The organism is Pseudomonas sp. P1_F1_2 (assembly GCF_056405815.1).
This window is the reverse complement of record NZ_JBFUBK010000031.1, coordinates 33,060-57,084: the sequence shown is the minus strand read 5'-3', so window position 1 is coordinate 57,084 and position 24,025 is coordinate 33,060. Positions and strand designations below refer to the sequence as shown.

General features: G+C 57.1%; 25 protein-coding genes. 15 read left to right on the top strand and 10 right to left on the bottom strand.

The window, feature by feature from the left end; translation table 11 throughout:
• Positions 1-122: 122 nt before the first annotated feature.
• From sorB to AC1D2P_RS11960, 3 genes are all read right to left on the bottom strand, one after another.
• On the bottom strand, positions 123-770 hold the full coding sequence (sorB, locus tag AC1D2P_RS11970) for a SorB family sulfite dehydrogenase c-type cytochrome subunit (protein WP_109785888.1): 648 nt from the start codon (positions 768-770) through the stop codon (positions 123-125).
• Positions 771-779: 9 nt separating this feature from the next.
• Entirely contained in the window at positions 780-2,036 is a 1,257-nt protein-coding gene (sorA, locus tag AC1D2P_RS11965; RefSeq protein WP_077430550.1) for a SorA family sulfite dehydrogenase catalytic subunit, read from the bottom strand.
• Positions 2,037-2,343: 307 nt separating this feature from the next.
• Positions 2,344-3,861, bottom strand: coding sequence for a nucleobase:cation symporter-2 family protein (locus tag AC1D2P_RS11960; RefSeq protein WP_077430551.1), 1,518 nt, complete (start codon positions 3,859-3,861; stop codon positions 2,344-2,346).
• Positions 3,862-4,117: 256 nt separating this feature from the next.
• Here AC1D2P_RS11960 and AC1D2P_RS11955 point away from each other — a divergent pair, with 256 nt between their 5' ends.
• Together AC1D2P_RS11955 and AC1D2P_RS11950 are read left to right on the top strand one after the other, a co-directional pair.
• Entirely contained in the window at positions 4,118-4,399 is a 282-nt protein-coding gene (locus tag AC1D2P_RS11955) for a BrnT family toxin (protein WP_046026925.1), read from the top strand.
• Positions 4,400-4,401: 2 nt separating this feature from the next.
• On the top strand, positions 4,402-4,743 hold the full coding sequence (locus AC1D2P_RS11950; protein ID WP_223523314.1) for a BrnA antitoxin family protein: 342 nt from the start codon (positions 4,402-4,404) through the stop codon (positions 4,741-4,743).
• Positions 4,744-4,822: 79 nt separating this feature from the next.
• Here the strand turns inward: AC1D2P_RS11950 and AC1D2P_RS11945 are convergent, their stop codons facing one another.
• A complete protein-coding gene (locus AC1D2P_RS11945) occupies positions 4,823-5,659 on the bottom strand; it encodes an arylamine N-acetyltransferase family protein (protein WP_223523316.1) in 837 nt (278 codons plus the stop codon).
• Positions 5,660-5,777: 118 nt separating this feature from the next.
• Positions 5,778-6,566 (bottom strand): exodeoxyribonuclease III, encoded by a 789-nt coding sequence (xth, locus tag AC1D2P_RS11940; protein ID WP_477757605.1) that lies wholly within the window; start codon positions 6,564-6,566, stop codon positions 5,778-5,780.
• Between the two features lie 169 nt (positions 6,567-6,735).
• Between xth and AC1D2P_RS11935 the strand changes: the two genes are divergently transcribed.
• Positions 6,736-7,320, top strand: a complete 585-nt coding sequence (locus AC1D2P_RS11935) for a GNAT family N-acetyltransferase (RefSeq protein WP_477757606.1) — start codon at positions 6,736-6,738, stop codon at positions 7,318-7,320.
• 107 nt (positions 7,321-7,427) lie between these two features.
• Positions 7,428-7,748 carry a hypothetical protein gene (locus tag AC1D2P_RS11930; RefSeq protein WP_477757607.1) on the top strand — a complete coding sequence of 107 codons (321 nt, stop codon included), beginning with the start codon at positions 7,428-7,430 and terminating at the stop codon, positions 7,746-7,748.
• 33 nt (positions 7,749-7,781) lie between these two features.
• Here the strand turns inward: AC1D2P_RS11930 and AC1D2P_RS11925 are convergent, their stop codons facing one another.
• A complete protein-coding gene (locus tag AC1D2P_RS11925) occupies positions 7,782-9,188 on the bottom strand; it encodes a DUF1254 domain-containing protein (protein WP_223523321.1) in 1,407 nt (468 codons plus the stop codon).
• 141 nt (positions 9,189-9,329) lie between these two features.
• Positions 9,330-10,901, bottom strand: coding sequence for a sensor domain-containing diguanylate cyclase (locus tag AC1D2P_RS11920; protein WP_046026931.1), 1,572 nt, complete (start codon positions 10,899-10,901; stop codon positions 9,330-9,332).
• Positions 10,902-11,135: 234 nt separating this feature from the next.
• Between AC1D2P_RS11920 and AC1D2P_RS11915 the strand changes: the two genes are divergently transcribed.
• Positions 11,136-11,603: an SH3 domain-containing protein gene (locus AC1D2P_RS11915; RefSeq protein WP_109785895.1), complete on the top strand. Its 468-nt coding sequence runs from the start codon at positions 11,136-11,138 to the stop codon at positions 11,601-11,603.
• Between the two features lie 53 nt (positions 11,604-11,656).
• On the opposite strand, the gene AC1D2P_RS11910 is transcribed toward AC1D2P_RS11915, so the two are convergent.
• Positions 11,657-13,405, bottom strand: coding sequence for a L,D-transpeptidase family protein (locus tag AC1D2P_RS11910; protein ID WP_223523326.1), 1,749 nt, complete (start codon positions 13,403-13,405; stop codon positions 11,657-11,659).
• Between the two features lie 81 nt (positions 13,406-13,486).
• On the opposite strand from AC1D2P_RS11910, the gene AC1D2P_RS11905 reads away from it, so the two are divergent.
• The 8 genes from AC1D2P_RS11905 (at position 13,487) to AC1D2P_RS11870 (ending at position 20,839) form a co-directional block, all read left to right on the top strand.
• The gene (locus AC1D2P_RS11905) at positions 13,487-14,188 is read left to right on the top strand and encodes a murein L,D-transpeptidase catalytic domain family protein (RefSeq protein WP_109785897.1); all 702 of its coding nucleotides are present in this window, start codon (positions 13,487-13,489) and stop codon (positions 14,186-14,188) included.
• Between the two features lie 293 nt (positions 14,189-14,481).
• A complete protein-coding gene (locus tag AC1D2P_RS11900; protein WP_477757608.1) occupies positions 14,482-15,309 on the top strand; it encodes a hypothetical protein in 828 nt (275 codons plus the stop codon).
• A gap of 11 nt (positions 15,310-15,320) precedes the next feature.
• Complete coding sequence (locus AC1D2P_RS11895) at positions 15,321-15,728, top strand: hypothetical protein (RefSeq protein ID WP_109785899.1); 408 nt, start codon at positions 15,321-15,323, stop codon at positions 15,726-15,728.
• Positions 15,729-16,036: 308 nt separating this feature from the next.
• Positions 16,037-17,743 carry a copper resistance system multicopper oxidase gene (locus AC1D2P_RS11890; protein WP_477757609.1) on the top strand — a complete coding sequence of 569 codons (1,707 nt, stop codon included), beginning with the start codon at positions 16,037-16,039 and terminating at the stop codon, positions 17,741-17,743.
• A gap of 7 nt (positions 17,744-17,750) precedes the next feature.
• Positions 17,751-18,638 (top strand): copper resistance protein B, encoded by an 888-nt coding sequence (locus AC1D2P_RS11885; protein WP_477757610.1) that lies wholly within the window; start codon positions 17,751-17,753, stop codon positions 18,636-18,638.
• A 53-nt stretch (positions 18,639-18,691) separates the two neighbouring features.
• Entirely contained in the window at positions 18,692-19,063 is a 372-nt protein-coding gene (copC, locus tag AC1D2P_RS11880) for a copper homeostasis periplasmic binding protein CopC (RefSeq protein ID WP_109785902.1), read from the top strand.
• Between the two features lie 3 nt (positions 19,064-19,066).
• The gene (gene copD / locus AC1D2P_RS11875) at positions 19,067-20,002 is read left to right on the top strand and encodes a copper homeostasis membrane protein CopD (protein WP_477757611.1); all 936 of its coding nucleotides are present in this window, start codon (positions 19,067-19,069) and stop codon (positions 20,000-20,002) included.
• A gap of 51 nt (positions 20,003-20,053) precedes the next feature.
• Complete coding sequence (locus AC1D2P_RS11870; RefSeq protein WP_477757612.1) at positions 20,054-20,839, top strand: transporter substrate-binding domain-containing protein; 786 nt, start codon at positions 20,054-20,056, stop codon at positions 20,837-20,839.
• A gap of 113 nt (positions 20,840-20,952) precedes the next feature.
• On the opposite strand, the gene AC1D2P_RS11865 is transcribed toward AC1D2P_RS11870, so the two are convergent.
• A complete protein-coding gene (locus AC1D2P_RS11865) occupies positions 20,953-21,171 on the bottom strand; it encodes a hypothetical protein (RefSeq protein WP_109785905.1) in 219 nt (72 codons plus the stop codon).
• Between the two features lie 304 nt (positions 21,172-21,475).
• On the opposite strand from AC1D2P_RS11865, the gene AC1D2P_RS11860 reads away from it, so the two are divergent.
• Positions 21,476-22,081, top strand: a complete 606-nt coding sequence (locus tag AC1D2P_RS11860; protein WP_109785906.1) for a transglycosylase SLT domain-containing protein — start codon at positions 21,476-21,478, stop codon at positions 22,079-22,081.
• A 64-nt stretch (positions 22,082-22,145) separates the two neighbouring features.
• Here AC1D2P_RS11860 and AC1D2P_RS11855 read toward each other — a convergent pair whose 3' ends face one another.
• Entirely contained in the window at positions 22,146-22,805 is a 660-nt protein-coding gene (locus AC1D2P_RS11855) for a hypothetical protein (protein WP_109785907.1), read from the bottom strand.
• Positions 22,806-22,994: 189 nt separating this feature from the next.
• Here AC1D2P_RS11855 and dusA point away from each other — a divergent pair, with 189 nt between their 5' ends.
• The gene (gene dusA / locus AC1D2P_RS11850) at positions 22,995-23,990 is read left to right on the top strand and encodes a tRNA dihydrouridine(20/20a) synthase DusA (protein WP_046026947.1); all 996 of its coding nucleotides are present in this window, start codon (positions 22,995-22,997) and stop codon (positions 23,988-23,990) included.
• Positions 23,991-24,025 lie beyond the last annotated feature (35 nt).

Genomic DNA, 24,025 nt, shown 5'->3' with positions numbered 1-24,025 from the left:
TTATTTTTCTGTTCGAGTCCAGGTCGTGAAGCCAGACAACGTTTCAGGGAAGGTTTTCAAAATCTCTGAAGCTCCGAAAAAACCCGCCATTTGGCGGGTTTTTTCGTTTCTGGCTACCGAGCCTACTGCTGCAGTATGAACGTTGCCAGGGTTTGCAGATTGTCCGGGCTTATCTGTGCGAACGGTGGCATCGGGATATTCCCCCATTTGCCGGTACCGCCGTGCTGGATGCTGGATGCCACCTTGACCAGTGCCTGCGGGTCACCGGCGTACTTGGCAGCTACAGCATGATAGGCCGGCCCTACGACTTTTTGATCGATCGAGTGGCAAGCCAGGCAACCGTTGCTCTGGAGCAACGCCATGGCATCGACTTTTGCTGCTGGCGCCGCCGGGGGCGGCCCCGCGGATGGATTCAAAGCAGCCTGCACATCGGCATCGCTCGTTTGGGCACTCCCGTAGGTCACCGCCAGGTAGACGCCGATAGTGCTCACATCCTGATCGCTGATCGGAGCCCCGTACACGTGCTGCATCTTGCCCGCCTCAGCGGTCCACTGCGCCAGCGTCATGCCCGGAGGCTGGAAGTTGATGTAATCGGCCGAATGGCAGATGGAGCATTTCTGCTGGGCCAACGGATAGCCAGGCAGCGCACTGGGTTTGAGCACAGCCGTTTCGGGCGGCAAGGTGATCGATAGTGGCGCTGCGTTAGCCCAGCCAGCCAAACAAACCTGAGCCGCACAGAGCAAAGTCATCATGTATTTCATGCGTTTCATGCGAGCCCCTCAGGCGACAGTCACGTGGCTGGTTTCTACGACGTGGCGGCGGTAGCCAGCCGGGTTCCAGTCGGCCTGCAGCGGCTGTGTTTCGCCCGCACTGTTACTGGCTCGCACCATCAACTGGGTGGCACCCGCGCTGGTAAAGGTGATCGGCAGCGTCCACTCACGGAAGGAGAAACGGCCAAGGTCCTGCCCAAGCGCGGCTTCGCGCCAGACTTTTCCGCCGTCGATCGAGATTTCCACCTTGTTGACGCCAACACCGCCGTCGAACGCAATACCCTTGAGCACCACGCTTTTTTTCAGCGGCAACACATCGCCATGTTTAACGCTGGTGATGAAACTGCGCACCGCCAACTTGGAAATCGGCAGGGTTTTTGCCGCTGTGGTGCCAGGGGCAATGCAGAAGCAATCGTTGTCCGGCAGGCGGTAACCTTTCGCCATGAAGAAACCTTCATAGGTATGGTCGACGACTTCAATCTCACTGAGGTGCTTGACCCAATAGGTGCCGAAATAACCGGGTACGACCAGACGTATCGGGTAACCGTTGAGGAATGGCAGATCGGTGCCATTCATCGACCAGGCAATCATGGGCTCGCCGTCCATGGCATGGCTGATGTCCAGCGCCTTGATGAACTCCGGCGTACTTGGCAGCACGGGCTTATCGAGCCCACGGAAGGTCACTTGCCTGGCATCGGCTGTCACACCCGCCTTTTCCAGTACCGCCTTGAGCGGCACCCCCACCCAGCGCGCATTCCCCATCGAACCATTGCCCAACTGAGCACCAAACACGCGGGGCATCGAGAAGCCGCGGCTGTTACCTGAGCACTGATTGACGGCCACCACTTCTACCGGCTCGGCAAGGGCCTTGAGCTCTGCCAGGGAAAGTGACAGCGGCGTGTTGACCGAGCCCTTGATCGTCAAGCGGTAGCTGTCTGGATCAATGCTGGTAGGGAAATTGGCCAAGTGGTAACGCACGAAAAACGCGTCATTGGGCGTGATGGGCCCTTCGTTGAAGACCGGAAACGGCGTCTCAAGGTGCGGCGGGCGTGTGGTCACCAAGGTCAACGGGCGTTTTTGCGGATACTGCACCAGTGGCCGGGGGCCGGCGGCAAAGGTCACTTCTTCGGCGGTCTCGTCGGCCTTGGTTTCGTCGGCTGCCCTGGCCAGGCTCGCCAACGGAGAAGCCGCCAAAGCGAGGGTGAAGGCATCGCGCAGAACGCGTCGGCGGCTCGGCTTGCTGTTATCTATAAAACTGAACTTCATTCGGTGCTCTCTATAATTGTTTTACTGAGATGCAACTGTCAGCCCGGCCAAGGCACGCAGGCCTCGGGCTCGATGTTTTTTTAAAGGGTTTCGCTTCACGGTTGGACTTCGGTGCGAAACCAGTATCGTCACGCCAAAGTCGACCGCTTTTCATTTGACGTCAGCGGCTTAACATTTGACGACAGTCGTTGCCGACGCATGCGGTCGAGCGTGGTATCTCAACAGACTTGTCCCAAGCCACACATTCAGCCAAAAAAAAAGGCGTCCCGAAGGACGCCTTTTTTATATTTCCATGCCTTGAATGTTGTCAGACATGCTCACTGCTTTTCGCATGCAGCGCTCGCGGCTCTCCATGCCCATGGTCGGTTTCCACCACCGGGATTTCTTTTCCGTCGCAGTCATGCAGTTTGCCTTCGCTGAAATAATCCCCTTCGCGCAACGCCGCCAGGTCCTGATAACGCAACACGCGCTCAGTACCGGCCGCGAACACCGACTGCTGATCCGAGTTACCCGCCGTGAGGTGGTTGAATGTCAGGTTCAACACGATGGCCATGATCGCCGACGAGCTGATGCCCGAGTGGAAGATGGTCGCGAACCAGCTAGGGAAATGGTCGTAGAAGTTCGGTGCAGCGATGGGGATCATGCCGAAACCGATAGAGGTAGCGACGATGATCAGGTTGACGTTGTTGCGGTAATCGACCTTGGACAGCGTCCGGATACCACTGGCCGCCACCGTACCGAACAGCACGATACCGGCACCGCCCAGAACAGACGTCGGCACAGCGGCGATGACCCGGCCCATGAACGGCAGCAAGCCGAGAATCACCAGGAACAAACCACCCGTGGCGACCACGTAGCGGCTCTTGATCCCGGTCACCGCCACCAGCCCGACGTTCTGGGCGAAGGCACTTTGGGTGAACGAACCGAAGATCGGCGCAATCATGCTCGACAGCATGTCGGCGCGCAGACCGTTGCCCAGGCGTTTGGAGTCGACTTTGGTGCCAATGATTTCACCGACGGCGAGGATGTCCGCCGAGGTTTCCACCAAGGTCACCATGACCACGATGCACATCGACAGGATGGCGGCGAAGTGGAAGGTCGGCATGCCGAAATGAAACGGCGTCGGGAAGCCGAACATCGGACCTTGGGTGACGGACGAAAAGTCCGCCATGCCGAGGAACACCGCGATGACCGTGCCGATGACCATCGCCAGCAGAATCGACAATCGGGAGATGGTCGCGCTACCGATCTTGCTTAGCAGCAACACCAGCACCAGCGTCACCGCCGCCAGGCCAATGTTCGCCACGCTACCAAAGTCCGGCGCGTGACTATTGCCGCCCATGGCCCAACGCGCAGCCACCGGCATCAACGTCAGGCCGATGGTCGTGATCACAATACCCGTGACCAGCGGCGGGAAGAACTTGGTGATGCGCGAAAACACCGGCGTGATCAGCAAACCAATCAACGACGCGGCAATCACCGCCCCGAGAATCGACTGGAATCCGCCCTCCCCGCCACTGCTGACTATCGCCACCATGGTCGCGACACCCGAGAACGACACGCCCTGTACCAGCGGCAACTGACAACCAAAGAACGGTAAACCGAGGGTTTGCAATAATGTCGCCAAGCCCCCCGCAAACAATGAAGCTGCAATCAACAAACCGATGTCCGCCGGCGAGAGTCCGGCCGCCTGACCGATGATCAAAGGCACCGCGACGATGCCTCCGTACATGGTCAGAACATGTTGCAGGCCGTAAGCCATATTCGCGCCGATCCCGAGATTTTCATCCTCGGGCCGTTGGTGTGAAACATGGGGCGTTTTCATGGTTGGGGGGTTCCCTGGTTTTTGTTGTGCGCACACTGTATTCAAGACACAGGACAAATGTCTATAGAGTTGTATACAACTTATCGGTCGGATTATGGACAGGTGTCCATTTTGCTCGTCAAGTGACGAACCTGACCGCACAAAAAACCTTGAAATACATCCCTCCAGGTACACGCCCCTTCTGCCGCTAATCTTTTTCGTTCATGGCGACCGCCGGCACGGATGCCCTCTTTTTTATACATATAAAGTATGCATAATGAAGCCATTCGACATTCAGTATGACAAGGCAAAGAACGCGGCCAACAAACTCAAGCATAGGGGCATCAGCCTGGCGGAAACCGAACCGGTGTTCGATGACGAGCGGGCCCTGACGCTGCAAGACCACGATCACGACGAACAGCGCTGGATCATCATGGGGCAGGATGCCAAAGGTCGTTTACTGGTGGTTGCCTACACGTGGCGCGAACCGAATTTCGTTCGAATTATTTCCGCACGCGTCGCCACCAAAAACGAGCGTCGCCACTACAGGGATGCATGACCATGAAAGACGAATACGACTTCAGTAACGCCAAGCGCGGGGCCGTTGCCTCCAGCAAAGGCAAGACCCGCATTACCATCATGCTGGATGATGCCGTCATCGAGGCGGCTCGCTCGCTCGCGGAGAACGAAGGATTTGGTTATCAAACAGTCATCAACAACACGTTGCGCCAGAGCTTGCTCAGCGATAAAGGACAAGGCGCGAAGGTCGATCAACCCAGCGGCGCCACTGCCGGCCAACTCAAAAAAGGCGTAACGGCCACCGACCTCAAGAGCCTCGAACAGAAACTCGCAGAGGCCCTTAACGAAATCCGTCGTGTGATGGAGCCGGGGATTCGGCCATAGGGGATAGGATCCTGAAGGCAAGTCAAGATCAGCATTAGTGCGCAAGGCAGATCGGCAGATCTGCCTTGCGCAGGCTCGGTCAGACCTCTTCCTTCGGCGCGATCAAACGCTCGATCACCTGCCTCAACCGGGCGCTCTCAGGTACCAGAATTCCGAACTCGCTGCCCAGCAGCTCGATCAGCTCATCCACATCCGTCACTTGGCGCCGCTCACTCTCGTGACCGATCCGATGTATTGCAAAGTTGCCATTGTTGAGCGTACGGCGCCAGCCCTCCCCGGTCCGGGCAACCATCAGTTGTTTGGCAAACGAAGACTCGGGATGGGTCGAGACGTACCAGTTGCCGAGGGTGTAATCGATGTCTTCCTGGCGCTGCAGGTCGAAGATGTACATCGCCCGCCACTCGCCGCCGACGTTGGCGCGCAAGGTGTAGCCATCCGCATGTTGTTCAATGCGATACGGCTCATGAGGGGTGGGTTGCCCGGCTTCGGTGTCGAGCATCAGTGGTGCCGTGGGGACCATGCCGCCAAAGCCGACGTCGGTGATGTAGCGCACACCGTCCAGAGTGACCAGGCTCAAACGGTGAGTGCGAGCGGTCCACGCGCCTTCGGGCTGCCCCATCACAACCCGTCCGGTGATGCCACGGGCGTCGAAGCCCAGCTCCTGAAGCAAAGCCAGGAATACATGGTTGAGCTCATAACAGTAGCCACCGCGACCGTCGAACAGGACTTTCTGTTCAATGGACGGCAGGTCTATCCGCACCGGTTCGCCCGACAATGTGGTGAGGTTTTCAAATGCGAAGGCACCGGTGTGGCGCAACTGCAACTGGCGCAGGGTTTCCAGGGTGGGTGCCGGGGGCGCATCGAAGCCCAGGCGCTGCAAATACAACTCAAGGTGGGTCAGGCGTGGCTCGCTCATTGCTCAGTCCTTATGCATGGGGCCGCGGATCGCTCCGCCGATGGCCGCCATGTATAAGGGATAAAGCGCTTCGACTGACAATTGATTTCGCCAATCACTATCCCCGCCGAAATCAATGTTATTTGCGCGAACTCACACGAATCCATGTCGGCGCATGGTCACTGGCATGCGGCTCGTTGCGCACCCAGGCGTCGACACCGGCCTCTTGCAAATAAGGGCTCAGCACCGGGTTCAGCAACAGGTGATCGATGCGCAGCCCGGAGTTTGTCTGCCAGTGCTGCCGGAAATAATCCCAGAAGGTGTAGAGCCGGTCCTGCGGATACAGATGTCGCAGGGAATCCGTCCAGCCCTGATTCAGCAAACGTTGATAACACTCGCGGCTTTGCGGTTGCAGCAGCGCATCCTTGAGCCAGGACCGAGTGTTGTAGATGTCCAGATCGGTGGGCACCACGTTGTAGTCACCGGCCAGCACCACCGGGTGTTCACTGCCCTGCAGTTGTTTGGCGTAGGCGATCAGCCGTTCGAACCACGCCAGTTTGTAGTCGAATTTCGGCCCCGGTTGCGGGTTGCCGTTGGGCAAGTACAGGCACCCCACCAGCACACCATGCACCGCCGCTTCCAGATAGCGACTGTGGGTATCGGTGTCATCGCCTGGCAAACCGCGCCGACTCTCCAACGGTTGCGCATCTCGCGCCAGAATCGCCACCCCGTTCCATGAAGATTGACCCTGCCAGATGGCACCGTATCCGGCCGCCTCAAGCTCGGCGGCAGGAAAGGCTGCGTCCACCGATTTCAGTTCCTGCAAACAGGCGATGTCCGGTTTTTCCCGTTCCAGCCATACCCGTAAATTGGGAAGACGTGCGCGCAGGCCGTTGACATTGAACGTGGCGATTTTCAGGTTTTTCATGGTCGGACACTCGCTACGGATTGGCGGTATCCAGTTCTGACCGGAGTGCGTGGCAACAGTTGCCCTCGCACACCCGGCGGTCGATTAAAGGTGTCGCAGCGGGACTTGCCAATCGACGGCGGCTCCCTTGTAATGCCCTCTGCGATTCTTTTCCGAGACAGCCTCGAACATGGACACCCTGGAAGGTCACCGAATCAGCCTGCGTCCCCTGCAACTGAGTGATGCCACCGCCCTGCTCAATGCCGCGCAGGACGGCGAATTATGGAACCTGACAGTTACCGTCGTGCCCTCGCCCACCACCATTGATGGCTACCTGAAAAAGGCGCTCGATGGTCGAGATGCCGGCACCGTCCTGCCTTTCGTCATCGTGCTCAACGAAACCGGCGAAGTGATCGGCTCAACGCGCTTCTGGAAAATCGACCGCCTCAACCGCAAGCTGGAAATCGGCAGCAGCTGGATCAGCGCCCGTTGGCAGAAAACCTTCGTCAACACCGAAGCCAAATACCTGATGCTGCGCCATGCGTTCGACGTGCTGGACTGTGTACGGGTGCAGTTCACCACCGACGAAAACAACCAGAAATCACGTCACGCCATTTTGCGGCTGGGTGCGCAACAGGAAGGTATCGTGCGCCACGAACGGATCATGCCGGACGGTCGCAAGCGCAACTCGGTGCGGTTCAGCATCATTGATGATGAGTGGCCGTCGGTGCGCAGCAATCTGGAACAGAAAATGACCGAATACAGCCTTCGATAGTGCTCCCACATTGAATAGCGACCACCTACCGCTCGTCATCCAACCGGTACCCATCGACCCGCCTTCGGACCAACATCAGGTAACGACTCACCTTGGGGAGACGGACCATGATGACCACAAAACTCACTTCACTCTTACTGACCGGGTTGTTATGCGTCGCAGCGACGGCCTCGTTTGCAGCGCCCTACGACAGCCCCCATCCGGCGGACACACGGCCCGGCGTCACCCGCGGATCAACCCTGTCCCCCGACTACACCCGCAGCGTGCCTTCGGCCGGCAACAACTCAGGCTCGGTTAGCGGCACCGGTACTAATGGCGGGGCCAGCGGCTCGGGCTCTGGCGCAGGCGGCGGCACCGGGGCGGCTGGCGGCGGAACCGGTGGTGCGGGAGGCGGAACAGGTAGCTGGACGAATAAAAGCAAGCCATGAAGCACTTCATGGTCTGCTTTCGCTATAAGTCCATCACAGTCGTTTGACGGCTGGCGGGTTCCATTTGCCGTTCAATGCCTCGGGTTTTGGGCCGTACAGGCGCATGGTCAGGTTAAACGGGCCTTTGGGGGCGGGAAGCCAGTTGGCCTCAAGGTCTTTGCCGGGGCTTTCGTTCTGGAAATAGATGTCCAGGGAACCATCGGCGTTAGTCTTGAACGGCATCCAGCTGCTGACTGCAAAACGGTTTAGCGTATTACCCACCTGGAATCCTTCCGGATCGTACAACGTGATCGACCAGAAAGCGTTCACCGGCGGTACTTCAGCTTTATCAAAATGCAGGACGTACTTGTTGGCCCCATCGAGCGGTTTGCCCTTGTCGTCCCCCATGTTCAGCGGATAAATCGCATCCTCGGGCAAGTTCGCCCCCAACCCGACCTGCGCCACGATCGCGCGTTTAAGGTAGTAATTGCCGTAGACCCCCATGGTGTCGGTGTTCATCGACCAGCCGTTGACCACCCGAGCAAGCGTTTCAACCTTCCACTTCATCAGTGTTTGCGCTTCTTCAGGCACGGTCTGCAATGCGGCTTTCACGGCTGGGTCCAGTGTCTCGATGTTGAACGATTTACCCACCTCGATACCGATGCGTTGCATCTGCGCCAGGATCGGCTGATCGGTGAGGTGAGGCGGATGCACTTTGAGCAATTCGGCGGCGTAGGCAAAGTATTTTGCCGCCGACAGCGTATCGACCTGAATCTTCGGCGGCGTTTTCATGTCCACCGCCGGGTCGACTTTCACGGTGACCGGTTCAGCTTTTTTACCCAGCTGCGACAACGGCGTCACGGTATAGCCCGCCTGAATACTGTGCACTGCCGCGTAGTCGGCTTCCCCGTCGGTCTTGGTCCGGCCGATGATCCAGACGAAAGGCGTCGGCGCTGGCAAATGACTCAATCCGGCAGGTACCGTTCCCGTCCAGCCCGGTGGTGTCACCAGAAACTGACTGGCCTGTGTGCCGGTAGTGCGCCAGCCTGGCGAAGCGAAGACGTCGCTCCACATGTCGAGCATCGGCAACAGATAAAAACGCCCCGCGGTGTCCGGCGCGGAAATCACCAGCGGCTCCTTGGTCAAATCGAGCCAGGCGATGGAATACAACGTATCGAAGTTCGCCCGCACCACCCCTTTGAAACTTGCGGGAGGATACTGCGGCACACTCACAAACATGTTCATCGGGCCTTTACCAAACTCCTTGCCGGGTTCGATATTGGTGAACTGCTTGCGGGTGATGTCCATGGTCAATAGCGGATAAAAATACAGGTAGGCCTCAACGCCGATGGCATGTGCTTCTTCAGGGGTGACTTTGGTTTGAGCCTGGCTGGCCAGTGGAAAAACGGCGGCGGCCGCAAGGGTTAGAGCAACGGCTGTCAATGCTTGAGTAATCAACATTTAGGCGATCGTCCGTGCTATGGGGAACGCTGCCGGGTTCGGCAGGGCTAACGGAACTCTAGACGATCGATTCAGGAAGAACTGACAGGCGGACGACCGGTTGTCGGGTGTTGCAAGGCTCAAACAACAGCACTGAACGGCTCAACGATCCGAGCGCATCAGCGCCTCCACGCCCCCTTCCATGGACAACACCGCAGAACGATTGCGCCCCGAATGCTTGGCTTGATACAGCGCTGCATCGGCACGCTCGATGAACACTTCGATGCTGTCGCGCCCTGACGGTATGAACGCGTAACAGCCAAGACTGACCGTCACATAGCCGGTGGGTGAGCCGCTGTGAGTGATGTTCTTGTCCATGACGCTGCGGCGGATTTGTTCGGCAATCGCGAGCGCGCCGTGGATATCGGTATTGGGTAACAACACCGCGAACTCTTCACCGCCATAGCGCACCGCCAGATCAGCTTTGCGATGACAGCAACTCTTCAGCGCTCGCGCCACTTCGGCCAGGCAATGATCGCCGGCGACATGGCCGTAAGCGTCGTTGTAACGTTTGAAGAAATCGATGTCGAGCATGACCAGGCTCAATGAACTCAACTGCCTGGCACCGCGCGCGAACTCGATGTCCAGCGCTCGCTCGAACAATCGACGATTGGCCAGCCCGGTCAGGCTGTCATGGGTGGCGATCAGTTCCAGGGCTTCTTGCGCTTTGCGCAAATCGGCCTCGATCCGCTCGCTATCGCGCACTTGATGGATGAACACCCAGCCGAACAGCCCCACCCCAAGGATCACCAACGCCACGATGACGCTGGATTGAAACGCCGTGTCGTACCAGCCCTGCAAAACCGCGTCCCGCGAAGAAGCCGCAGAAACCACCAGTGGATAACCCTCCAGCTGACGATAGCCATGCAATCGAACGATGCCATCCACCATCGAACTGATCATCGCGTTGCCGGCGGGCGCGTTGGGCAGCAGGTTCCGGAAAATGTCCCCCTGGGCCAATGACGTATTGATCTGCGACTCCACAAATGGCCGTCGCGCCAGCAGCGTTCCATCGGTCAGCGCCAAAAACATCGACCCCTGGTCATCGAGGCTGAAGCTTTTGAAGAACTGATCGAAGTACGCCATCTTGATCCCGGCCAGCAATACCCCTTGGAAGTTGCCGTTTTTGTCATTGATGCGCCTGGAAACCGGAAGGATCCACTCGCCATTCTCCCGACTGCGGATGGCCGGCCCGATGTGCGCAACCGAGGACACATTCTGCTGGTGAAACTTGAAGTAGTCCCGATCGGCCACTCCAGCGCCCCGAGGCAGGTCCTCGAACGAAGTCACCACCCACTGCCCCTGCTTGTCGAACAGGAAAATCCCGTGCAACTGGTCCAGCGCCAGCACCCTGCGGGCAAAGGTTTTCTGCAAGCGCGAGTGTTGCGCAGGGCCATAGCCGTCAACCTGAATCCAGTCCACCAGACTGGTCAGCACCAGATCGGCCTTCATGAAGGTGTCTTCAGCTTGCTGCGCCATGGCTCGGGTCAGGTTCGACGACGCCACTTGCGCCACTTCCAGGTCGTGGCGCTGCGACTGCTGTAGTTGCAGGTACAGCAAACCACAAAGACACAGGCACACTGCCGCGATAAACAGCACCGCGGCTTTAAGCAGCGGTAACCGTTTCAACGTGCCACCGGGGGCGTGATGCGGGTCGTGAATGGGGATAGGCAAAAACTCGTCCTGTAAGGGCATGCGCGGGCGAAGACCCAAAAACCCTTATTTTTTGTGAGCTTAGTCTACGCCTTAGTGAGGAACAATTGTCCTGTGGAGCGTCGGCAGTCGCGCAAACCGGAGCGCTCACCAGGAAACGAATTGTCACGTTTGAATCGCGGGCATGACCCAAGGCAAGACCTGGATGACGTTGCAGGAGCTACGATTACTCTTACATCACGACAGGGAATCGAAATGAGCAAGGCAGACGAACTCGCCGCGAAGTTGAAACACACAGGGTCTACCAAAGCAGATCAGATCATCGATAGTTGGCCGGGCCAGGTTTACGACCTTTATCGCCAGATCGAGCATTGGCTGCTGCCGCTGACGGAGGTTGGCCTGGTTTTGCGGCGCAATCCTGTTCACATATTCGAGAGCGATCCGACTGGGGAAACGTTCGACTATTCCATCGACCAACTGGTGATCGAGGGCAACCGCTACTCGCTGACTTTCGACCCGGTCGCACGATTCACCGCGGATGGCGCGGGTCGGGTAGAGATCCATTCCAAAGGCAAGGAGCTCGCACTATTGCGCACTGTGGATGAGCACGGCGAGACGCATTGGTGGCTGCAAACGATTGAGCAATCCGGTCAACAGGAGGATGCGGTAGCGCTGACAGAGCACACCTTGCTCTCGGTGGTGCAGGAAGGGCTGGAGCTCTGAACCCGAGGGATTTATAGCGGGCAGGCTCGGTTCATTGAGCCTGCCCTTTGCGGTTACAGATCCGGCCTCACCGCCACCACAGACCCCGTCGCCGCGCGCAAATCCAGCGCCGGTACTGGCGAAGGCCGGTTCAGCGCCTGCAACACCGGCGCATCGTAGCCATACACATCCGGCTTGAACGCCACCCGCCCGTCACTCTCCAGATCCACCGTCCAGTACGCCAACAACACCGGCACTTTCACAGGAAGCATGACGTTCTCGGTCTTGCCATTGGCCAGTTGTTTTTGAATGCCGGCGCTGTTCCATTTAACCGGATCGTTGAACAACAGCTCCACCAATTGCAGCGGGTTCTCTACGCGGATGCAGCCCGAACTGGTTGCCCGGACCGTTTTGGCAAACAGTTCGCGATGCGGTGTGTCGTGCAGGTAAATCGCATAGTCGTTGGGGAAGCGGATTACCACCTGCCCCAACGAGCTGTCGGGCCCGGAGTCCTGACGCAGGGTGAGCCCGCGTGCGTTGCTCCAGTCGACGGAAGACGGGTCGAGCACATTGCCCTCGCGATCCAGTACTCGCATCCGGTTGGCGGCCAGGTAACCGGGATTGGCCTGAATTTTTGGCAGCACGTCTTCCTTGAGGATCGTAGGCGGCACGGTCCAGGTCGGGTTAAACGTGATGTAGGTGATCTGCGCCTGGAAAATCGGTGTATTGCGCGCCGCTTTACCGACCTGTACCCGGGAACGCCAGATCGGCTTGCCATCGCGGTACATCGCCACCTTGTAGCCGGCGATATCGACAATAACGAACGTGCCCTGAAGTTTATAAAGCAGCCAGCGCGCCCGTTCCAGGTTCACCCGCACCTGGTCGATGCGCGCATCAACGGGCACATTCAGCGCCGCCAGCGTCGTCGCCCCCGCCACGCCATCTGCACCCAGGTATTGCTCGGTCTGATACTTCTTCACCGCTGCGGTGACGGCGCCGTCGTACTTCGTGCCGCGGATCAATCGCGGATCGAGAAAGCCTGCCGCGACCATTCTCGCGCGCAGTTGGGCGACAGCAGGTTCGTCCATGCCGGGTTTGAGCGAATGGTCTACAGCTACTTTCGGCCAGCCGCCCCGGTCCCGAATCCCGCGCAATTGCGCAAGCGCCTGGCGCAAACCAACGTAGACCGCTGCTTGCGGTGGCGCCTGGGCAAAAGCGCTCGCCACGTCGTGATGGTCGAGTGCGATGAAGAAGGCATTGACGTCCTCACGGGGATCGACGCCATTGCCGTCAAAATTCCAGTGATTATCGAGCCGCGACGGATCGACTTTGCCGCGCCGCAATTGCAGCAGCGCAGCAATAAAGGTGTGGGTGGTGGCGATATCAAACGCTGCCCGCTGCTCAGGTGTGACCGTCAAGGTTTGTACTGAGGGCTGCGTACGGACAATTTCATCGATATGGAAATCCGCCGGGTTCAAGCCGTCGGCCTGCGTGTCGTTCAGGCTTTTGATCAACTGCGCGACATCGCTGTCATTCGTCCACGCCGCGCGATAGGCGCGATGGGTGTAAAAATCCATCACCAGACGACTGACATCCACCCGCCGATGGCGCTTGGAGGTGAGCAAGGGCGGGAAGGCGGTTTTCAGAGGGGCGAGCGAGGCCTGAATCGTTTGAGCGACGATGTCGTCCGCTGCGGCGTCCATAACGGTGCTCGGCGCAATTGCCGACTCAATCGGCGAAGTTTCAGCAATCGCTGCACCACTTATCAGAAAGCCCATAAAAAGTATGCGGCTTATGACGAATAACCTTGTTAATTGCACCATAGATAATCCTTAATCTCCCGCATTCAATCGCTAGCTTCCCATGCACTGCTAGACTCGAACTTAACATGATGAGACATCTATATGGCGCTACTACGTTTTGGCCTTCCATTCGCGGCCCTGTTACTGACTGCAATGTCCGTACCGTCAGCCTACGCCGATTCGCTTGCCGCCGCCCTCGTCAAAGCAGCGCCGAGCGCCGACGCCAAGGTCATTGACCTGGCCGTCCGCGCTTCAAAATGCAGCATCGCTCAAGGCAGAGCCCCCGTCCAAAGGCTCGCCATTATCGACTATTCCTTGCCTTCGACTGAACAACGTTTGTGGGTCTTTGACCTGAAAAAACGCAAACTGCTGTTCCATGAACTGGTAGCACACGGTCGAAACAGCGGCGAGAACATGGCCGTTAACTTCTCCAATCAAAACGAAAGCTTCGCCACCAGTCTCGGCTTGTACCGTACACAGTCAAGTTATGTCGGCCAAAATGGCTACTCGCTGCGCATGGAAGGCCTGGAGCCGGGTTTCAACGACAACGCGTACGACCGGGCGATCGTGATTCATGGCGCCCCCTATGTCAGCCCGATGCTGGCCCGTGTGAATGGCCGGATTGGCAGAAGCCTCGGTTGCCCGGCCGTTCGGCCGGCGATTGCGCATCGGCTGATTGATTCGATGAAGGATGGGCAACTGTTGTTCTCCTACTATCCGGATCAGCGCTGGTTGAAGTCGTCTTCTTATATCAATTGCGGTAGCGGCACGGTTGCTTCGGCATTCAAGCCAAATAAAGGCTGACAACAAAGGGCAGCCTTTCATCACCGCCCTCCCCCCGATATCACACAAAGTGATATCGGTCCCACAAGAATTAATTCTGTGCTTCACGCAGAAACAAACATTTGTGGCTACTCCGTGGAAGAAAACACCGAACGGTACTAGCGTATGAGGACGGATAGCACATTTAAGCCGTTTTTGTTCTACGCTTCCATCACGAACAGAAGTCACAGAAGGTGATCACAGTCAACAACCCGGTCTTTACTTAACCTAAAGTCACGGGCTGTTATGCGCGCATACAACTTGGAGGTACGCTTATGAAAACAGGCTTGTTAATACTACCTGCCCTCATATCGCCAACTTCTGGCTGCGTATCATTGGACTCGGTCAAAAACTACGCCTCCTATTCAAAATTAACTGTAGAAAGCACCAGGCCAATTGCACAAGACTACTTTGATTCCTGCATGAGGGCCAACAATTACAAACCCTATAGCCATGCCAGCAATTGCCAAAGCGAAAGAGCCACTTCAAATGCGATTTCCGAGATCGCAGAAGTACTGGCCGCTTATAGCGACTCGCTCGGCGCTCTTGCCTCTGACGAGCTCGTTAGCTATGACGACAATCTTAACGAAGTCGCATCCGAACTAAAAAAAATCAAGGGCGCCTCTCCGGAAAAAGTTGACGCAATCAAAACTCTTTCAGCAAAAATTGCATCAGCGACGACTAACGCCTATCGACAGAAGCAAATTGTAAAATACATATCAGAAAGTAACGATGCAGTAGTTTCGGTTTCCGACACATTGGCATCAGTCATTGAGCAAAATTACTCCTTTGCAATTTCTCTAGAAATTGATGCTTGGAGTGACAGCTATCGTAAAGTAGAAATAGTTGAGCGTGATGCTCACCCCTTAGCGTGGGACGCCTTTGCGACAAGCAAATGGCAGGAGAGAGAGAATCTGGAGAAAAAACAATCTGCCGCCACTGCTTTGGCAGACAGCATCAGAAAAATCGGCTCAACACATGCAAAATTAAAAAAAGATGCAGAACATATTACCGGCGATGAGGTTTATGCATCGGTCAGATCCTTTATTAGCGATGTCAAACCAGCCATTAACCAGGTTAAGGCAGCCTATACTGAAAAATAGAGGTCTTCACAATGAGCATTACTATATCTTCAGAAAATATTCTCGCTTTGAGCCGGGCATATCATGATTTATCTACGGGCTTGGGAAACTACAGATTTGACCACTGGAAGACTCTGTCCGACGATGAGCGTAAAGATCTGGAGGACAAACAGTGGACTTTATTTAACCTCTCCAGCGACCTGAACGCCCAATCCGCGTTATTAGCGTTGAGCGCTACACACGAAGATATAGAAACTCTACAAAAATGCACCAAAGGCATGAAAAAAGCCGCCCAGACCATAGAAGACATTAAAGACGCCATTACTATCGCGAGTAAAGCTATCGCTTTAGGCGGAGCATTTTATCTAGCAATGTCTACAGGCCAGTTGAGCGTCGCCGTGATAGCGGCAAATGAATTGATCGCGCAGATGTCGAATTAACACCTATGCATCACCTCGACCGGAGTGAGCTGACATCATGATGTATCGCCCTAGAACGCCGTGAACTACTCCGTGTCACTTAAAGCCGGTGGGGGAGATGCGTGGTTCATCTCAAAAACGCTCAGCAGTCGTGAGACTTGACTCCAGAACCACGGGCATACGCCTCATTGCCCCACTCGATAATCGATAGGCATCGCCAGCAATATCCCGCGAACCTGTCAAATCTGTAATCCCCGCCTCAGTTTTCTGAAAGGCTGCGCTCGTTAGTCTCGGCGTCAACTACACGTTGACGGACCGGGAACAACGGCATGCATTCCACTACTTCAAGACGCACCTTCGTGAAGGGACTGGCCGCCGGCGGGTTGCTCGGCGGCCTCGGTTTATGGCACACGCCTGTCTGGGCGGTCACCAGCCCCGGCGAAACTCAGGTCCTGGCGGGTACCGATTTCGACCTGTTGATCGGCGAAACTCCAGTCAACATCACCGGCAACCCGCGCACCGCCATGACCATCAACGGCGGCATTCCCGGCCCGTTGCTGCGCTGGCGTGAAGGCGACACCGTCACCTTGCGGGTGCGCAACGCACTCAAGGACGACACCTCCATTCACTGGCACGGCATTTTGCTGCCGGCCAACATGGACGGCGTGCCGGGGTTGAGCTTCCACGGCATCGAACCCGGCGGAATGTACGTCTACCAATTCAAGGTTCGGCAAAACGGTACTTACTGGTACCACAGCCATTCTGGCCTTCAGGAACAGTCCGGCGTCTACGGCCCGTTGGTGATCGACGCCAAAGAGCCGGAACCCTTCCAGTACGACCGCGATTACGTGGTGATGCTGACCGACTGGACCGACGAAGACGCGGCCGGTCTGATGAAGAAGCTGAAAAAACAGTCCGACTACTACAACTACAACAAACCCACCGTGGGGGATTTCATCCACGACGTCGGCGAGAAAGGTTGGGGCGCAACGGTCGTGGATCGAAAGATGTGGGCCGAGATGAAGATGAACCCCACCGACCTGGCCGACGTCAGCGGCGCCACTTATACCTATTTGATGAACGGCCAGGCGCCGGACATGAACTGGACCGGTGTGTTCCGGCCTGGTGAAAAACTGCGCCTGCGCTTCATCAACGGTTCCGCCATGACCTACTTCGACGTGCGCATTCCCGGCCTGAAAATGACCGTGGTGGCAGCAGATGGATTGCACGTCAAACCGGTGAGCGTCGACGAGTTTCGTATCGCGGTGGCGGAGACGTTCGATGTGATCATCGAGCCGACACACGAGGCCTACACCCTCTTCGCCCAGTCAATGGATCGCACCGGTTATGCGCGCGGCACGCTGACCGCGAAGGCCGGGTTATCCGCACCAATCCCTGTGCTGGACCCTCGCCCGCTGGTGACCATGGATGACATGGGCATGGGCGGGATGGACCACGGCAGCATGGGGGATATGGCGGGCATGGATCACAGCAGCATGGCGATGCCGGGCATGCAATCTCATCCAGACACGGAAAAAGACAACCCGCTGGTGGACATGCAAGCCATGACCACGTCGCCAAAACTCGACGACCCGGGATTGGGCCTGCGCAACAACGGGCGACGAGTCCTCACCTATTCCGACCTGCGCAGCACTTTCGAAGACCCGGATGGCCGCGAGCCCGGTCGCACCCTTGAGCTGCACCTCACCGGCCACATGGAGAAGTTCGCCTGGTCGTTCAACGGCGTGAAATTTTCCGATGCCGAACCGCTGCGCCTCAAGTACGGCGAGCGGGTTCGAGTGGTGCTGGTCAACGACACGATGATGACCCACCCCATCCACCTGCACGGCATGTGGAGTGATCTGGAAGACGAGAACGGCCAGTTCATGGTGCGCAAACACACGATCGACATGCCACCGGGTTCCAGGCGCAGCTACCGGGTGACCGCCGATGCGCTTGGTCGTTGGGCCTATCACTGTCATCTCCTGTACCACATGGAAATGGGCATGTTCCGTGAAGTTCGCGTGGAAGAATGAGGCGCTCATGACCAGACTTATCCCGATTTCTTTCGCACTCATGACTGCGGGCCTGCCGTTCTCATCGGCCATGGCCGCCACCCCCGACATGCAGGGCATGGACCACAGCCAAATGACCGGCATGGACCCCAGCCAGATGCAAAGCATGGACGACTTCCAGATGCAGCCCGCCGCGCCGACCGAAAGTCGCACGCCGATCCCGGTGCTGACCGACGCCGACCGTGCCGCCGTGTTCGTCAGCCCCGGCGGCCACAATGTGCATGACAGCGCGCTCAACTATTACTTCCTTGCCGACAAACTCGAATGGCAGGACGCCGACGACGCCAGCACGCTCGCGTGGGATCTCTCCGGCTGGGTCGGCGGCGACATCGATCGCCTGTGGTTGCGCTCCGAAGGCGAGCGCAGCAACGGCAAGACCGAAGACGCCGAAATCCAGGCCCTGTGGGGCCACGCGATTTCCCCCTGGTGGGACGTGGTGAGCGGCGTTCGCCAGGACTTCAAACCCGGTGCCCCGCAAACCTGGGCGGCATTCGGCGTACAAGGCATGGCGCTGTACAACTTCGAAGCCGAGGCCACTGCGTTCATTGGCGAAGCAGGTCAAACCGGCGCGAGGCTGGAAGGCGACTACGACATTCTGCTGACCAACCGGCTCATCTTGCAGCCGACGGCCGAACTGAATGCCTATGGCAAAAACGACCCACAACGCGGCATCGGCTCCGGCCTGTCCAACACCGAAGCCGGCCTGCGCCTGCGTTACGAAATCCGCCGAGAGTTCGCGCCTTACATCGGTGTGACCTGGAACCGCACGTACGGCAAAACCGCCGATTACGCCGCTGATGAAGGCGAAGATCGCAGTGAAACGCGCCTCGTCCTCGGCGTTCGACTGTGGTTCTGAATGCATCAAATCAAAATCAAAATCAAAAAAACAACCGCTTAAAGAGGCCTTGCATGCGCACCATCAAAATCACCGCTATCACCCTCGGACTGCTGATGAGCACACTCGCTCAAGCGCACCCGAAACTGCTCTCCTCCACCCCCGCTGAAGGTGCCGACGGTACGTCGCCGAACACCATCGAACTGCACTTCTCCGAAAACCTCATGACCCAATTCTCCGGCGCAAAACTGGTCATGACCGAAATGCCCGGCATGGCCCACTCACCGATGCCGATGAAAGCCAAAGTCGCCGCTGGCAGCGACCCGAAAACCATGCTCATCACCCCGCTCTCGCCACTGCCCACGGGCAGCTACAACGTCGAATGGCGCGCGGTGTCTTCGGACACGCATCCGATAACCGGCAACGTTTCGTTCAAAGTGAAGTGATTGATGAGCGAGTCGTTCAGCGTTGCCCTGCGGTTTGTGTTGTATCTGGACTTGATGTTGTTGTTTGGCATAGCGGCATTCGGGTTGTACAGCCTGAACGGACGGGAACGGTTGTCCGGGGTGGTGTTGCCGTTTCGGTCGATGCTTGCGGGGGCGGCGATGCTGGGTGTGTTGCTGTCTGTCGCGAGCATGGTGGTGATGGCGAGCGCCATGAGCGGTGAAACGGACTTTACCCAATTGCGCCCGCACATCGAGATGATGGTGCTGGAGACGGACGTCGGGTTGGCCTGGGTGGCGCGAATCGTTGCGCTGGCTGTCTGCGGTCTAGCCATGGCGCTCAACACTCGCGCGCCCGACTTGAGCTTGCTGATTGCCTCTATTGCCGGCGGCATCGCCCTCGCTTCCCTGGCCTGGAGCGGACACGGAGCAATGGACGAAGGCAGCCGGCGCATTTGGCATTTCACCAGCGACATCCTTCATTTGTTGGCGGCAGGTGCCTGGCTTGGCGCGCTCGTGGTATTTGCGATGATGGCGCAGATCAATGCGCTGCAATCGCAAGAGCCCGTCAGGCTGCTGGCTCGTGCGGTTGCACGATTTGAAACGGTGGGTGCGCTGATCGTCGTCGTCATTTCGGTGACGGGAGTCGTGAATTACCTGTTCATCGTCGGCCCCAAACTGGATGACGTTTTACTCAGTACTTACGGGATTTTGCTGTTTATCAAAGTGGCACTGTTTGCCGGGATGCTAGTGCTTGCTGCCTTGAACCGGTTTCACTTGGGGCCTTTTTTGGAGCAGTCGTTGCGGGACGGGCAGTATCGAGTCGCGGCGAAGGCGTTGCGGCGCAGCGTGATCCTGGAATTGGCAGCAGCCGTGTTGATTTTGGGATTGGTAGCGTGGCTGGGGACGTTGAGCCCTGAAGTAGAGACGAGCAATCTTTAGCAAATCAAGTTCTACTCTGAGTCCCAAATCCATCATGGAAGCCGGACAACAATGAAACACATAAGCAGCACAATCATGCTCGGGGGCTTACTCGCTCTATCGTTTGGCGTTCAGGCAGAACCTTCGCACCTGGACAGCGTCATTCAACAAGGCCAACTACGGGTTTGTACGACAGGCGACTACAAACCCTACACCTACAAAGCCGAGACCGGCGAATACTCAGGCATCGACATTGCCATGGCTCGTTCACTGGCGGACAGCCTGGGCGTCAAGGTTGAATGGGTGCAGATCACTTGGAAAACCCTGATGCCCGACTTGCTGGCGGGCAAATGCGACATCGGCATGGGCGGGATCTCGGTCACCCTGGAGCGTCAGAAAAAAGCCTTCTTCAGCACCACACTGGACGTCGACGGCAAGATCCCGCTGGTGCGCTGCGAAGATCAGTCGCTGTACCAGACCGTCGAGCAAATCAACCAGCCTTCAGTTCGTCTGGTTGAACCGGCCGGTGGCACTAACGAAGCCTTTGTTCACGCCTTCTTGCCCAAGGCGCAATTGAGCCTTCACGACAACGTGAGCATCTTCCAGGAGCTACTGGACAAGAAGGCGGACGTGATGATTACCGATGCGTCGGAAGCGCTTTACCAGCAGAAACTCAAACCCGGTTTGTGCGCGGTTAACCCGAGCCGGTTTATGCAGTATGGGGAAAAGGCCTACCTGCTGCCGCGCGACGACATCACCTGGAAGTTGTATGTCGATCAGTGGCTGCACCTGGCCAAGGTGACGGGCAACTACCAGAAAGTCCTGGGACAATGGATAGCAACGCCCGAAGCTAAATAACCCGCAACCTGCCACGCCCCCCCTGTAGCAGCTGGCGAAGCCTGCGTCCGACTGCGCAGCAGTCGCCAGCCCTCAAGTAAAACGCAAAACGGCGGAAACACTTCCGCCGTTAATCAATCATCGTGCAACAACCCCGAACTGTACTCGCCAAAGCTGTTGCCGAGCGCACTGCCATGGAAATTCATCTTACCGGGATTGTTGGTGGGTCCCGGGCCAAAGCCGGCAGAGGGCACGGATTCTTCCGAATAATTGCTCTGGGTGCTCACACCCGAACAGGCGCTCAACAGCAACGCACCACCGATCAGCACGACTTTGAACAGTTTCGAGATCATTTTCAGTTCCCTCTATGGGATGGGATGCAAGCGCGGTGATACGACCTTAAGTGGTCATCCTAGACTGCCATTTCGCCGGGCATCATGAAACTTTGCGCGCCGACAGCATTGGTTCAGCTTCGGCGGCCCGGGAGGTGAAAAAGGGTCGTTCAACGGTAGCAGAACGTTACAAAGCAGCCTCGCCAACGGGTGACCTCGTCCAGCCAGATGACATCACACGTTGCCGTCGGTGCTTTGGCCCATGCGGGCCACGTGCGACTTATTTGGGCTGACGTCACCCTTACTCTTTTCCGAGACACGATGAATGAAGCAATGGCGAACATGGATACCTGTATTGATGCTGCTGATCTTGACGGGCTGCACAACGTCGCCACCAAAGGACCAAAACAACCTCTGCAATATTTATCGTGAATACCCTGACTGGTACGAAAACTCGCTGGAGATGCAGGAAAAGTGGGGCACGCCTCAACATGTGGCGATGGCAATCATGAAGCAGGAAAGCAGTTTTGTTGCCGATGCGCTCCCCCCTCGCGACTACCTGCTGTGGGTCATCCCTTGGGGTCGAGTCAGCTCCGCCTACGGCTATGCGCAAGCGCAAGACCCCGTGTGGGGCGAGTACAAAGACGGCACCGGCAATGGCGGTTCGCGCGACAACTTTGATGACGCAATCATGTTCATCGGCTGGTACACCACCGGCACTCAGCGCCAACTCGGGATCTCCAAATGGGATACCTATAACCAGTATCTGGCGTACCACGAAGGACGCGGGGGATATCGCAACGGCACCTATCTCAGCAAGCCCTGGCTAATGCAGGTAGCGCGAAAAGTAGAACAACAATCACAGAACTACAGCTCGCAGCTCAAGCAATGTCGCCAGGAACTGGAGGATGATCGCAGTTGGTTTTTTTGAGCTGCGTACATGCCTAGTGTTCAGCCCTGAAATAGGTGTAACAATATTTCAGGGCTGGAAAAAATTAGAAAGCCTCAACAGGCTTCTTAGCCGCCTGAATAATCTTATTCGCCTCTAACCGCGGAAACGAAAACCGAATCAACACCCCCGCGTCAGCCCCCTCTCCCGCAAGCACCAACTCAGCAGATCTCGTATTCTCAGGCGATGCGTTCAACGCGCCAACCGCATTCGACTGTCCTTTGGCACTCACACCTTCCAAAAACGTATAGGTCAGACTCCCGGAGGTCAGCGCGACCTGTTCGAAGTTAGTTAACTTCGCTGTCAACTCGTCTTTGCTACTCACTTTTTTCGCAACTTCGACCACGTCCAGCATCGACTTATCATCGGTCATGGAAACCAACGTGAATGTCTTGGAAAGCCCTGCGATGGCTTTGCCATACAAATCCTGATCGAACGGGCTGATCAACGACACCATGATCAGCTTGTCTCCCGAGAACACCAACGCYACGGTGAATTTCTCTTCCAGGAAATCGACGTCGTCGATGCACCTTGCCGTCCCGCCGACATCTTCGGAGCAGTCGTAGTAACCAGTGGCTTCGGTGTAGTTCGCGAGGGGGGATTGATAGACGTAATTCTTGAAGAGCTTGTCTTCGGCAGCTGCGCCTTGCGCAAATAGAAAAATGATGGCGGTGACTAAAGCAAATGACGCAATTTTCTTCAACATGGGATCCTTCCTCGAACGGCTTTGTAGTTAGTAGCCATATGCTATCAGTCCGCGTAAATGCTGTCTCGCCCATTACCTTCAGTAGATTTGCCAATGGCAGCCGGAGATATAGCCGCAGGACTCGCCTCAACCCAACAGATCCATTCCTGATAAACTCCCGTCTTTCGCCCCACCGATTCCAGACCGCCAATGCCCCCAATCACCGCCACACCCGCCCCACTTTCCCGCCGCTTCTCCGTCGCCCCGATGATGGATTGGACTGACCGCCATTGCCGTTTTTTCCTACGCCTATTGTCGAAAAACGCCCTGCTCTACACCGAAATGGTCACCACCGGCGCGCTGCTCAACGGTGATCACGATCGCTTCCTGCGTCACAACGAAGCCGAGCACCCGCTCGCCCTGCAACTCGGCGGCAGTGTCCCGTTGGACCTTGCCGCCTGCGCCCGCATGGCACAGGAGCACGGTTACGACGAGGTGAATCTGAATGTCGGCTGCCCGAGTGATCGGGTGCAGAACAATATGATCGGCGCGGTGCTCATGGGGCATCCGCAGTTAGTGGCTGATTGTGTGAAGGCGATGCGTGATGCGGTGTCGATTCCGGTGACGGTGAAGCACCGCATCGGTATCAATGGGCGGGACAGTTACGAGCAACTGTGTGATTTCGTCGGCACAGTGCGGGATGCCGGGTGCACGAGTTTTACCGTGCATGCGCGAATTGCGATTTTGGAGGGGTTGTCGCCGAAGGAGAATCGCGACATTCCGCCCCTGCGTTATGACGTGGCAGCGCAGTTGAAGAAGGATTTTCCGGACCTGGAGATTATTCTCAACGGCGGGATCAAGTCGCTGGAAGCCTGCCATGAACATTTGCAAACGTTCGACGGCGTGATGCTGGGCCGCGAGGCTTATCACAATCCTTATGTGATGGCTGAAGTGGATCAGCAACTGTTTGGCAGTACGGCACCGGTGATCACTCGGGCCGAGGCGCTGGCGCAGTTGCGGCCTTATATAGCGGCGCACATTGATGCGGGCGGTTCGATGCACCACATCACTCGGCATGTGCTGGGGCTGGGCACCGGGTTTGCGGGGGCGCGCAAGTTTCGGCAGCTGTTGTCGGTGGATATTCACAAGGCCAAAGAGCCTTTGGCGTTGCTGGATCAAGCAGCGGAGTTACTTGAGGGACGTTAACGGTTAGCCGTCTGGATTTACGAAAACCAGGCTGT

Excerpts from the sequence above, each read along its gene's own strand:
- AC1D2P_RS11865 (WP_109785905.1), bottom strand. The coding sequence starts at position 21,171 with ATGATCTCGAAACTGTTCAAAGTCGTGCTGATCGGTGGTGCGTTGCTG.
- sorA (WP_077430550.1), bottom strand. The coding sequence starts at position 2,036 with ATGAAGTTCAGTTTTATAGATAACAGCAAGCCGAGCCGCCGACGCGTT.
- AC1D2P_RS11955 (WP_046026925.1), top strand. The coding sequence starts at position 4,118 with ATGAAGCCATTCGACATTCAGTATGACAAGGCAAAGAACGCGGCCAAC.
- AC1D2P_RS11885 (WP_477757610.1), top strand. The coding sequence starts at position 17,751 with ATGACCAGACTTATCCCGATTTCTTTCGCACTCATGACTGCGGGCCTG.
- AC1D2P_RS11905 (WP_109785897.1), top strand. The coding sequence starts at position 13,487 with ATGGCGCTACTACGTTTTGGCCTTCCATTCGCGGCCCTGTTACTGACT.
- dusA (WP_046026947.1), top strand. The coding sequence starts at position 22,995 with ATGCCCCCAATCACCGCCACACCCGCCCCACTTTCCCGCCGCTTCTCC.
- AC1D2P_RS11900 (WP_477757608.1), top strand. The coding sequence starts at position 14,482 with ATGAAAACAGGCTTGTTAATACTACCTGCCCTCATATCGCCAACTTCT.
- AC1D2P_RS11860 (WP_109785906.1), top strand. The coding sequence starts at position 21,476 with ATGAAGCAATGGCGAACATGGATACCTGTATTGATGCTGCTGATCTTG.
- copD (WP_477757611.1), top strand. The coding sequence starts at position 19,067 with ATGAGCGAGTCGTTCAGCGTTGCCCTGCGGTTTGTGTTGTATCTGGAC.
- sorB (WP_109785888.1), bottom strand. The coding sequence starts at position 770 with ATGAAACGCATGAAATACATGATGACTTTGCTCTGTGCGGCTCAGGTT.
- AC1D2P_RS11935 (WP_477757606.1), top strand. The coding sequence starts at position 6,736 with ATGGACACCCTGGAAGGTCACCGAATCAGCCTGCGTCCCCTGCAACTG.
- AC1D2P_RS11930 (WP_477757607.1), top strand. The coding sequence starts at position 7,428 with ATGATGACCACAAAACTCACTTCACTCTTACTGACCGGGTTGTTATGC.
- AC1D2P_RS11870 (WP_477757612.1), top strand. The coding sequence starts at position 20,054 with ATGAAACACATAAGCAGCACAATCATGCTCGGGGGCTTACTCGCTCTA.
- AC1D2P_RS11925 (WP_223523321.1), bottom strand. The coding sequence starts at position 9,188 with ATGTTGATTACTCAAGCATTGACAGCCGTTGCTCTAACCCTTGCGGCC.
- AC1D2P_RS11945 (WP_223523316.1), bottom strand. The coding sequence starts at position 5,659 with ATGAGCGAGCCACGCCTGACCCACCTTGAGTTGTATTTGCAGCGCCTG.
- AC1D2P_RS11895 (WP_109785899.1), top strand. The coding sequence starts at position 15,321 with ATGAGCATTACTATATCTTCAGAAAATATTCTCGCTTTGAGCCGGGCA.
- AC1D2P_RS11910 (WP_223523326.1), bottom strand. The coding sequence starts at position 13,405 with ATGGTGCAATTAACAAGGTTATTCGTCATAAGCCGCATACTTTTTATG.
- AC1D2P_RS11890 (WP_477757609.1), top strand. The coding sequence starts at position 16,037 with ATGCATTCCACTACTTCAAGACGCACCTTCGTGAAGGGACTGGCCGCC.
- AC1D2P_RS11960 (WP_077430551.1), bottom strand. The coding sequence starts at position 3,861 with ATGAAAACGCCCCATGTTTCACACCAACGGCCCGAGGATGAAAATCTC.
- AC1D2P_RS11915 (WP_109785895.1), top strand. The coding sequence starts at position 11,136 with ATGAGCAAGGCAGACGAACTCGCCGCGAAGTTGAAACACACAGGGTCT.
- AC1D2P_RS11950 (WP_223523314.1), top strand. The coding sequence starts at position 4,402 with ATGAAAGACGAATACGACTTCAGTAACGCCAAGCGCGGGGCCGTTGCC.
- xth (WP_477757605.1), bottom strand. The coding sequence starts at position 6,566 with ATGAAAAACCTGAAAATCGCCACGTTCAATGTCAACGGCCTGCGCGCA.
- copC (WP_109785902.1), top strand. The coding sequence starts at position 18,692 with ATGCGCACCATCAAAATCACCGCTATCACCCTCGGACTGCTGATGAGC.